Raw genomic sequence first — 10,066 nt, forward strand, 5'->3', positions numbered from 1 at the left:
GTGGGCGGGGTGCTCCCGAAGACGCTGGCCTCCCGCGAGGTCTGCCGGATGCCGTTGGCCCCGTTGAACAGTCGCTGGCCCCAGCTGGTCAACTGGTTGGGGTTGAAGTTGGTGGCCAGGTCGAGATACTCCACGCCACCGCCGTTGCCGCTCCACGACCAGCCCAGCCAGCCGATGCCGTTGGCCTGGCTGTAGGCGAGGATGGCGTCCTCGTCGGGGTCGCCGTCGGAGTGGTAGTGCCCGAACTCGCCGACCACGATGGGCAGCCCGGCGCTGCGGAAGCGGCCCAGGTAGTCGCTGACCTTGGCGGCGGTGTTGAAGACGCCGTACATATGGATGGAGAAGACGGTGTTGCGGGCCGTGTCGGCGGTGAAGACCGTCGTGGCGTTGTCGCGCATGGTGAAGGACCAGTCCTGGCCCCAGTTGGGGCCGTCCACCATGATCGTGTGTCCGATGCCGCCGGTGCGCAGCCGCCGGATGGCGTTGGCCGTGTCGGTGGCCCAGGACGAGTAGTTCTGGTTGCCGTACGGCTCGTTGCCGATGTTGACGATCACGTACCGTTCCTGGCCGTTGAGCGCGCTGGCGATGCTGAGCCAGTAGTCGACCGCGCGGTTCAGCGTGACCGCGCCGCTCTGCTCGCCGTACCCGGTGGTGTCGTGCACCTCGAGTACGCAGATCAGCCGGTTGGTCCTGCACAGCTGGATCACGTTGGCCACATCGTCGGCGCTGTTGCGGGTCCACCGGTCGCCGCTGGACAGCACCACCCGGACGGTGTTCGCGCCGAGGGCCTTGACGTTGGCGAAGGAGCTGGTCTGGTTCGTGTACCAGGTGTGCGCGTGGTTGACCCCGCGCATGATGAACTCGTTGCCGTTGGCGTCGTAGAGCTTGCCGCCGCTGACCGTGAACCCGGTGGCGGCGTGTGCCGACGGACCGAAGGCGAACACTGCGGCGACCGTCGCCAGCAGGATGGCGCCGACGCCCGCGAACAGTTTTCTCATGGCGTTCCTCGCAGGAGGTTTCTCCCCCGTGCCCAGGTGGGGGGTGCGGTGAGTGGCAGGTGTGGCGGCTGCAGCCCGACAACCGCTGCCCGGGGCCCGGCGAGGCAGGCATCAGCGTAGGCCGATGGCACGTCTAAAGCAACCGGTTCAGTACGCCCAGCGGTCGCCGCCGACCCGTGACGGCCCGTGCGAACCCGAGCCATCACGGGGGCGGACATCCCCACCACAGGATGTGCACCACGCCGGCATCTGAACCGGTTCAGGACAACGGTAGGCAGGGTGTCTGAAAGCGTCAAGCACCGTCGATGGTTGACCGAACCGGACCGGGGTATCCGGAACGGTCCGCCCGCCCCGGAAGGAGACGCGATGGTCAACATCGGCTACACCCTGATGTGCGAGCAGGCCGGACCGAAGCAGCTCGTCGACCACGCGGTCCGGGCCGAGGCGGCCGGCTTCGACCACCTCGTCATGTCCGACCACTACTACCCCTGGCTGGAGTCGCAGGGGCACTCGCCGTACGCCTGGTCGGTGCTCGGCGCGGTCGCGCACGCCACCTCCCGCGCGGCGCTGATGTCCTTCGTGACCTGCCCGATCCGCCGATACCACCCGGCGGTGGTGGCGCAGAAGGCCGCCACGATCGGGGTTCTCTCCGACGGCCGGTTCACCCTGGGTCTCGGTGCCGGGGAGAACCTCAACGAGCACGTGGTCGGCGGCTGGCCGCACGTGCAGCAGCGGCACGAGATGTTCGAGGAGGCGTTGCAGATCATCCGGCCGCTGCTCAACGGAGAGACGTTGACCTTCTCCGGCAACCACTACGACGTGCCGGACGCGTACGTGTGGGACCGGCCGGACCAGCCGGTGCCGATGGCGGTGGCCGCGTCTGGCCGGCAGTCGGCCACCCTCGCCGCCGAGTACGCCGACGCCATGGTCTCCACCGAGCCGGACCCGCACCTCGTGGCGATCTACGAGGCGGCCGGCGGCGCGGGCCGGCCCCGCTACGGGCAGATCGCCATCTGCTACGGCCCCGACGAGGCCGAGTGCCGCAAGATCGCCCACGACCAGTTCCGCTGGTTCGGGCTGGGCTGGAAGGTCAACGCCGAGCTGCCCGGCACGGAATCGTTCGAGGCCGCCTCGCAGACCGTCCGCGAGGAGGACGTGGCGCAGGCGATCTCCTGCGGGCCGGACGTGGACCGGCACATGGCGGCGTTCAAGAAGTACGTCGACGCCGGGTTCACCCATGTGGCGCTGATCCAGATCGGCGGCGACCGGCAGCCGATGTTCCTGGACTGGGCGCAGGAGCAGCTGCTGCCCCGGCTACGCGAGCTGTGAGCGGGCGGGAGGTGATTGCCTCATGCGCATCGGCAACACGGAGATCCGGCCCGCCGGCGGCGGCCTCGGCTGCCTCCTGATGATCCTCTTCTCGATCGTCGCCTCGATCGTCCTGACCGTCCTGCTCAACCTGCTCGTCTGACGGTCAGCGACGCAGACCGAGCGCGGTGAGCACCTCGCGGGTGGCCTGCCGGGCCGGGTCGAGGACGCTGCGTCGCAGCCAGCGGGCGGTGGGCGTGACGGTGACCCGCCAGACAGCCCGGACCGCCCGGCCCACCGGCACCACGGTGCGCGCCCACACCCACCTCGCCGCCCGCAGCACCGGGCGCAGGGTGAGCACCCAGCACCACCACAGCACCCGGCCGGCCACCCGCCAGGCCCACCCGAGCGCGGCGACCGCCAGGCCGGCCAGCACGGAGAGCCACCGGCCCAACGTGTCCAGCACCAGCCGTCCGGCCGGGGTGAGCACCCGGACCAGCCAGGCCAGCGGCACCCACAGCAGGTAGTACAGCGGCACCAGGAGCAGGGTCCGCACCAGCCACGCCAGCCCCCGGCCGCACCACCGCAGCAGCCGGCCCAGGCCCCGCCCGCACCACCGCAACGGTGGCCACAGGGTGCTGCGCCACAGCCAGACCAGCCCGCGCCACAGCCAGGTCAGCGGCAACCAGACCAGCGTCCGACACAGCCACCACCCGGCGCGGGCCGACCAGACCAGCGGAATCCAGACCAGGTGGCGCAGCAACCAGCCGAGCGGCGGCAGCAGCCAGCGGTCCACGAACCGGATCGCCGGGGCGAGCACCCAGCGGTGCAGCGCCCGACCGGCGGCCGCCAGCACCTCCCAGGCCAGCCGCACCGGCAGCACCACCACCAGCGCGATCCCGCGCGCGACGAACGCCACCGGCGACGACGCGACACCCGCCGAACTGGCGTCCCGAGCGGGCGGCGGGTTGTCGATCACGCCCGACACGCTAACTCCGCCCCACAAACGCCCCCGGCGGTTCGATCAGCAGATCCCGACGCAGACTCCCTTGGTCAGCGGCGTTGGCCGGGAGTCACCGGTGGGTGGTGGGGCCCTCTTCGACCAGGCGCTCGGCGGCGGCTGATGCGTCGTCGGCCAGGTCGGGCGCCCGTTCCGGCCCCGGTACGCACAGCCACAGCGCCCGGCGACGGATCTGCACCCGCAGGGTGTGCCCGGGTTCGATCAGGTCGCCGTCCAGCTCGCGGGGCTGGGCCCGGTTGCTGGTGATCTCCACGCGGCGGGCGCGGAACACCTCCATCCGCGGCACGCGCTCGCGCCGACGCAGCACCGCCCAGGCGAGAAGGAGCCAGTGCCGCAGCGTACGCGGGTTGAGCACGGCGACGTCGAGGTAGCCGTCGTCGGGCTCGGCGTCGGTGAGCAGGCGTACCCCGCCCTGGAGCCGGCCGACGTTGGCGACCAGCACCGATCGGGCCCGGCGGCGTAGCGGCGGCTGGTCGTCCAGCCGGATCCGCACCGTCATCGGCCGGTCCAGCAGTTGCCGGGCGGCCCCGGCGACGTACGCCGGCCAACCGATCCGCCGCTTGGTGGTCTCGCTCGTGGCGGCCAGCATCTGGGCGTCGAAGCCCATGCCGGCCATCACCGCGAAGTGCTGCCCGTCCACCTCGCCGACGTCGAGCAGCCGCCGTCCGCGCTCGATGGCCACCGCCAACCCGGCGGTCAGGTCGTCGGACAGTCCCAGGTTGGCGGCGAGCAGGTTGCCGGTGCCCTGGGGCAGCACGGCGAGCGCCACCTCGGTGCCGGCCAGGGCGCCGACGCAGGCCATCACGGTGCCGTCGCCGCCGCAGGCGAAGACCACGTCGACGCCGGCGGCGACGGCCTGTTCGGTCTGGCCCCGGCCGGGATCGTCGACGGTGGTGTCGAACCACAACGGCTCGGGCCAGCCGGCGGCGGTGAGCGTGTCGCCGACGGTGCGGCGCAAGGTGTCGGGGTCGGCCACCTTGGCCGGGTTGACCACCACCGCGCTGCGCGGTGGCCACGCCTGCCGTCCCGTCTCCACCGCGCCAGTGTGCAGCAGGTTGCCGGGTTCGGCGACTCGGCGCCGGTCCACTGCGGGCCGGTTCCGGTCGGCACGCGTCAGACGGTGCCGGCGTGCACGCAGGACTGTGGCTCGGGCAGCGGGCAGCGGGCAGCCTCGCGGTCAGGCGGCGGCGCGCAGGGCGGCCTCCACCCGGCGGCGCGTGTCGGCCAGGTCGGCCCCGGCCTCGGTGAGCACCAGGGCGGCGAGCCCGTTGCCCTCGCGCAGCAGGCCGAGCAGGATGTGCTCGGTGCCGATGTGCTTGTGGTGCAGCCGCAACGCCTCGCGCAGGGACAGTTCCAGCACTTTCTTGGCGCGGGCGGAGAACGGGCCGCCGACCGGCCGCCGGCGGCCCCAGCGGCGGCGCGGCGCCGGCACGGCCTCGCGCAGCGCGTCCGGGCCGAAGGACTCCTCGACCCGGGCCACGATGGCGGCCAGGTCGATGCCGATCTCGCGTAGCGCGGCGGCGTCGGCCTCGGCCAGGCCGCTGCCGCCGGTCTCGGTGTGCCGGCGGATGCGTTGCCGCAGCTCGTCGGCGGTGACGCCGGCGTCGCGGAGCACCCGGACCGCCAGGCCGTCACCGTCGGCGAGGATGGCGAGCAGCAGGTGCTCGGTGCCGACCGGGCGCTGGCCCTCGGCCCGGGCCTCGTCGCGGGCCTGTCGCACCACCGCGCGGGCGCGGTCGGTGAACCGTTCGAACATCACGCCTCCCAGGAGGATCCGACCGCCGGTCGCCCGGCGTGCTTCTTGTGGACCGCCTGCCGGCTGACCTCGAGCGCATCGGCGATCTCCTGCCAGGACCAGCCCTGCCGTCGGGCGTTGTCCACCTGGACCACCTCAAGCCGTTCGAGCAGCCGGCGCAGTGCGCGGACCGCGCGCAGGCCGACCCGGGGGTCGGTGCTGCCGGCCGCGGCCGCGAGTTCCGTCGCCTGACTCATGCTGTCAACTTACATTGACAACCGCGCTGCCGTCAACCTTTGTTGACACGAGTGGCACGATCAGGCCCCCGGGCCGTACCAGCGCGACTAGCCTCAGACGCAGGCCGGGCGCGACAGCTGCGGGGGTGATGTCGGATGGCCGCAGCCAGCGACGCGCCGGTGCTCGTCGGCGTCGGTCCCGAAGGCTCCCTGCCGGTGGCCCGGCTCGCCGCCCGGGTGGCCGCCGCCCACGGCCGCCGGCTGCACCTGCTGCACGCCTTCAACTGGGCCCCACCCGACGCGCCAGCGCTCACCCGTTCCCGGGCCGACGCCGAGCAGCTGCTCGACCAGGCCACCGCCGCGGCCAATCAGAGCGAGCCGAACGTTGCGGTCACCACCGAGATCGTCGAGGGCTCCCCCGTCGCCGTCCTCGTCCGCAAGTCCGACTCGGCCTTCCTGGTGGCCGTCGGCGACGGCGGAATGGCCCACTGCGACAGCTGCATCCCGGCCGACAGCCCCACCCTGCAGGTGGCCGCCCGCGCCGAGTGCCCGGTCCTGGTCGCCCGGCAGGACCCGCCACCACAGGGCCCGGTGCTGGTCGGGGTGGACGGCTCGGCGCCCGCCGAGATCGCGCTGGGCTGGGCGCTCGCCTGCGCCGGCCGGCACCGGTCGCGGCTGCTGGCGGTGTGGGTGGTCGAGACCGACGCGGCGATCCAGGAGACCACCGGCCGGCTCCACGCCCTGGTGTCCGGCCAGCACGCCGGTCGACCGGACACCGCGGTCGAGTGCCACGTCATCCGGGGCGAGCCGGGCGACGTGCTGGTCGAACAGTCGCGCTCGGCACAGCTGACGGTGGTCGCCGCCCGGGGCGACGAGCCGTGGCGCGGCATGCTCGGCGCGGTCAGCCAGTCGTTGCTCTACCACGCCCCGTCGCCGGTGATCGTGGTACGCGGCGCGACCGGCCCGCCAGGGGACGGGTCGTGACACCCGGGTGGGCGGGACCAACGGCCCTGATCCACGCCCGCCGATCCGGCGAAGCTGAGACAGGAAACCGCGCGTTGCGAATGCAGGATCCACCGACCCGCGAGAGGCTCAACCAGTATGGACACCGCCCTAGACCTGCAGAGCACCCTGACCGATGACGAGTTGCGCCGGCTGGACGCCTACTGGCGGGCGGCGAACTACCTGACGGTCGGGCAGATCTACCTGCTGGACAACCCCCTGCTGCGCGAACCGCTGGCCGCCGAACACGTCAAGCCCCGCCTGCTGGGGCACTGGGGCACCTCCCCCGGCCTGAACCTGATCTACGCCCACCTGAACCGGGTCATCGTCGCCCGTGATATGTCGGCCATCTTCGTCACCGGCCCCGGCCACGGCGGCCCGGCGATCGTCGCGAACACCTGGCTCGAGGACACCTGGAGCGAGCAGTACCACAACACCGGCCGTGACGAGGCCGGTATGACCCGGCTGTTCCGGCAGTTCTCCTTCCCCGGCGGCATCCCGAGCCATGTCGCGGCGGAGGTGCCGGGTTCGATCCACGAGGGCGGCGAGCTGGGGTACGCACTCAGCCACGCCTACGGCGCGGCCTTCGACAACCCGGACCTGCTGGTCACCTGCGTCATCGGCGACGGCGAGGCGGAGACCGGGCCGCTCGCCGGCAGCTGGCTGTCCAACGTGTTCCTGAACCCCGCCCGCGACGGCGCGGTGCTGCCCATCCTGCACCTCAACGGATACAAGATCGCCAACCCGACCGTGCTGGACCGGATCCCCGAGTCCGACCTGCTCGACCTCATGCGCGGCTACGGGTACCAGCCGTACGTGGTCGCCGGCGACGAACCGGCCGCCGTGCACGAGGCGCTCGCCGCCACCCTCGACCGGGTGCTCGACGAAATCGCCGCGATCCAGCGCCAGGCCCGCTCGGGTGCGGCCGTGACGCGCCCCCGGTGGCCGATGATCATCCTGCGCACCCCGAAAGGCTGGACCGGCCCGCGCATCGTCGACGGCAAGCAGGTCGAGGGGACCTACCACGCCCACCAGGTGCCGGTGGCCGACGTCCGCACCAACCCGGCGCACCTGGCCGAACTGGAACGCTGGCTGCGCAGCTACCGGCCGGAGGAACTGTTCGACGCGACCGGCGCCCCGGTCGCCGAGCTGACCGCGCTGCCGCCGCGGGGCGACCGGCGGATGAGCGCGAACCCGATCGCCAACGGCGGGCTGGTGCTGCGCGACCTGGATCTGCCGGACTTCCGCGGCTACGCCGTCGAGGTGCCCCACCCCGGTGCGACGGTCACCAGCGCCACCGGTGAACTCGGCAAGTGGGTCCGCGACGTGATCGCCGCCAACCCGCAGACCTTCCGCCTCTTCGGCCCCGACGAGGTCGCCTCCAACCGGCTCCAGGCGGCCTTCGAGGTCACCGACCGGGCCTGGATGGCCCGTACGGTCCCCGACGACAACCATCTCTCCCCCGACGGGCGGGTGATGGAGGTCCTCTCCGAGCACCTGTGCCAGGGCTGGCTGGAGGGCTACCTGCTGACCGGCCGGCACGGCATCTTCACCAGCTACGAGGCGTTCATCCACATCGTCGACTCGATGGTCAACCAGCACGCCAAGTGGCTGAAGGTGACCCGGGGCATCCCCTGGCGGCAGCCGCTGGCCTCGCTGAACTACCTGCTCTCCAGCCACGTCTGGCGGCAGGACCACAACGGCTTCTCACACCAGGACCCGGGCTTCATCGACCACGTGATGAACAAGAAGGCCGAGGTCGTCCGGGTCTACCTGCCCCCGGACGCGAACACCCTGCTCTCCACCATGGACCACTGCCTGCGCAGCCGGCACTACATCAACGTGGTGGTGGCCGGCAAGCAGGCCGCACCGAACTGGCTGACCATGGACGAGGCCATCCAGCACTGCCGGCGCGGGGTGGGCATCTGGGACTGGGCCAGCACCGACGACGGCAACGAGACGGACGTCGTCCTGGCCTGCGCCGGAGACGTACCGACGCTGGAGACCCTCGCGGCGGCGGAACTGCTGCGCCAGCACCTGCCCGAGCTGAAGGTACGGCTGATCAACGTGGTCGACCTGATGCGGCTCCAACCGTCCAGCGAGCACCCGCACGGCCTGCCGGACTCCGAGTTCGACACGCTGTTCACCCGCGACAAGCCGATCATCTTCGCGTACCACGGCTACCCGTGGCTGATCCACCGGCTCACCTACCGCCGCACCAACCACCGCAACCTGCACGTACGCGGCTACAAGGAGGAGGGCACCACCACCACGCCGTTCGACATGGTGATGCTCAACGACCTGGACCGCTTCCACCTCGTGATCGACGTGATCGACCGGGTGCCCGGGCTGGCCGCCCGCGCGGCGCACCTGCGGCAGGAGATGAGCGACGCCCGCCAGGCCTGCCGCGACTACACCCGCCGGTACGGCGAGGACGACCCCCGGGTGGCCGAGTGGCGCTGGGTCCGCCCCACCGACCAGATCAACTGAGGAGGCGCTGTCATGAGCGAGCGTCAGCGAGTGAATCATCAGCTCAGTGCCTCGGTGCCGGATGCCGGCACGCAGCGAAGCGGAGTGCCGGCATGAGCGCGGAGATCCTGGTGGGCTACGACGGCTCGCCGGACGCGGCGACGGCCCTGGGCTGGGCGCTGGATCAGGCCCGCCGCGACGGCCGGACGGTCCGGCTGGCCTACGTCTTCGAGTGGCTCACCGTGGCCGGCTGGGTCGGGCCCGGCGTGACGCCGGGGATGTGGCCGGACGAGCGCGCCCGACAGCAGGTCGAGGAGCTGGTCGGCAAGGCGGCGGCCGACGCCGCCGCCGCCCATCCCGACCTGACCGTCCGGGGCGAGGTGCTCGACGGCCCGCCCGCCCTGGTGCTGGAGGAGAGCTCGACACAGGCCGGCCTGCTGGTGCTGGGCAGCCGCGGGCACGGCGGCTTCGCCGGTCTGCTCGCCGGCTCGACCGCCGTCAGTGTCACCGCGCACGCGCACTGCCCGGTGGTGGTGGTCCGCGCCGACACGGCCGACGCCGCCCGGGCCGGGCACATCGCGGCCGGTGTCGACGGCTCCGAGCACTCCCTGGTGGCCCTCGGTTTCGCCTTCGAGCAGGCGGCCCTGCGCCGGGTGCCGCTGCACGTGGTGCGGGCCTGGCAGCCACGACGCGAACAGTGGCACCTCACCGGCGAGCAGGCCCGCGACGCTGCGGGCGCCGAACACACCGCCGAACTGGACGAGCCGCTGCGCCGCTGGCAGAACACCTTCCCCGACGTCGAGGTGACCGTCGAGACGGCCGCCGCCGCCCCCGCCGGCCTGCTCATCGACGCCAGCCGCACCGCACAACTGGTGGTGGTCGGCACCCGGGGCCGTGGCGGGCTGCGCGGCATGCTGCTCGGCTCGGTCAGCCAGCAGCTCATCCAGCACGCGCACTGCCCGGTGGCGGTGATCCGGGAACGTTGAGGGCCGGCCCGGTCGGTCAGCTCGGCGCGGCCCCGCGCGGGCCGCCGCCGAGCGCGCGCAGCGCGTTGAGGATCACCAGCACGTCGATCCCCTCCTGCAGGAACGCCCCGGCCACCGGTGGCAGCCAGCCGGCCGCCGCGAACCCCATCGCGAGGACCGCCAGGCCCATCCCCACGGTGGCGCTCTGCACGGCGATCCGGCGGGCGTACCGGGCCACCTCGACGGCGTCGGCGAGCGGGTCGAGCCGGTCGACGCTGAGCACGGCGTCGGCGACATCGGCCGAGGCGGTCGCCCCGGTGGCCCCCATCGCC

8 protein-coding genes and 3 pseudogenes are annotated in these 10,066 nt (G+C 72.6%); 4 read left to right on the forward strand and 7 right to left on the reverse strand.

The genetic code is table 11. The annotated features are described in order from the left end of the window. A partial coding sequence (locus C1I95_RS27995; RefSeq protein WP_111218240.1) for a glycoside hydrolase family 5 protein occupies positions 1-998 on the reverse strand: 998 nt, incomplete at its 3' end. A gap of 366 nt (positions 999-1,364) precedes the next feature. Between C1I95_RS27995 and C1I95_RS28000 the strand changes: the two genes are divergently transcribed. Beyond that, positions 1,365-2,327 (forward strand): TIGR03557 family F420-dependent LLM class oxidoreductase, encoded by a 963-nt coding sequence (locus C1I95_RS28000; RefSeq protein WP_111218242.1) that lies wholly within the window; start codon positions 1,365-1,367, stop codon positions 2,325-2,327. A gap of 145 nt (positions 2,328-2,472) precedes the next feature. Here C1I95_RS28000 and C1I95_RS28005 read toward each other — a convergent pair whose 3' ends face one another. From C1I95_RS28005 to C1I95_RS28020, 5 genes and pseudogenes are all read right to left on the reverse strand, one after another. Further along, positions 2,473-3,285, reverse strand: coding sequence for a hypothetical protein (locus C1I95_RS28005; RefSeq protein ID WP_146605874.1), 813 nt, complete (start codon positions 3,283-3,285; stop codon positions 2,473-2,475). Positions 3,286-3,379: 94 nt separating this feature from the next. Then, a complete protein-coding gene (locus tag C1I95_RS28010) occupies positions 3,380-4,378 on the reverse strand; it encodes a diacylglycerol/lipid kinase family protein (RefSeq protein ID WP_199523942.1) in 999 nt (332 codons plus the stop codon). A 126-nt stretch (positions 4,379-4,504) separates the two neighbouring features. Beyond that, a pseudogene (locus C1I95_RS37365) lies at positions 4,505-4,735 on the reverse strand (Clp protease N-terminal domain-containing protein); the annotation flags it as partial. Positions 4,736-4,888: 153 nt separating this feature from the next. Then, positions 4,889-5,083: pseudogene (locus C1I95_RS37370) on the reverse strand (Clp protease N-terminal domain-containing protein); the annotation flags it as partial. Then, on the reverse strand, positions 5,083-5,319 hold the full coding sequence (locus C1I95_RS28020) for an HTH domain-containing protein (protein WP_111218248.1): 237 nt from the start codon (positions 5,317-5,319) through the stop codon (positions 5,083-5,085). The gene C1I95_RS28020 and the pseudogene C1I95_RS37370, both read right to left, overlap by 1 nt. A 135-nt stretch (positions 5,320-5,454) precedes the next feature. On the opposite strand from C1I95_RS28020, the gene C1I95_RS28025 reads away from it, so the two are divergent. From C1I95_RS28025 to C1I95_RS28035, 3 genes are all read left to right on the forward strand, one after another. Further along, a complete protein-coding gene (locus C1I95_RS28025; RefSeq protein ID WP_111218250.1) occupies positions 5,455-6,282 on the forward strand; it encodes a universal stress protein in 828 nt (275 codons plus the stop codon). A 117-nt stretch (positions 6,283-6,399) separates the two neighbouring features. Further along, positions 6,400-8,790 carry a phosphoketolase family protein gene (locus C1I95_RS28030; protein ID WP_111218255.1) on the forward strand — a complete coding sequence of 797 codons (2,391 nt, stop codon included), beginning with the start codon at positions 6,400-6,402 and terminating at the stop codon, positions 8,788-8,790. A gap of 92 nt (positions 8,791-8,882) precedes the next feature. After that, on the forward strand, positions 8,883-9,755 hold the full coding sequence (locus tag C1I95_RS28035) for a universal stress protein (RefSeq protein ID WP_111218257.1): 873 nt from the start codon (positions 8,883-8,885) through the stop codon (positions 9,753-9,755). Positions 9,756-9,771: 16 nt separating this feature from the next. Here C1I95_RS28035 and C1I95_RS28040 read toward each other — a convergent pair. Then, positions 9,772-10,066 (reverse strand): annotated as a pseudogene (locus tag C1I95_RS28040) (heavy metal translocating P-type ATPase); the annotation flags it as partial.

It is taken from the genome of Micromonospora craterilacus (genome assembly GCF_003236315.1).
GTDB classification, from domain to species: Bacteria; Actinomycetota; Actinomycetes; order Mycobacteriales; family Micromonosporaceae; genus Micromonospora; species Micromonospora craterilacus.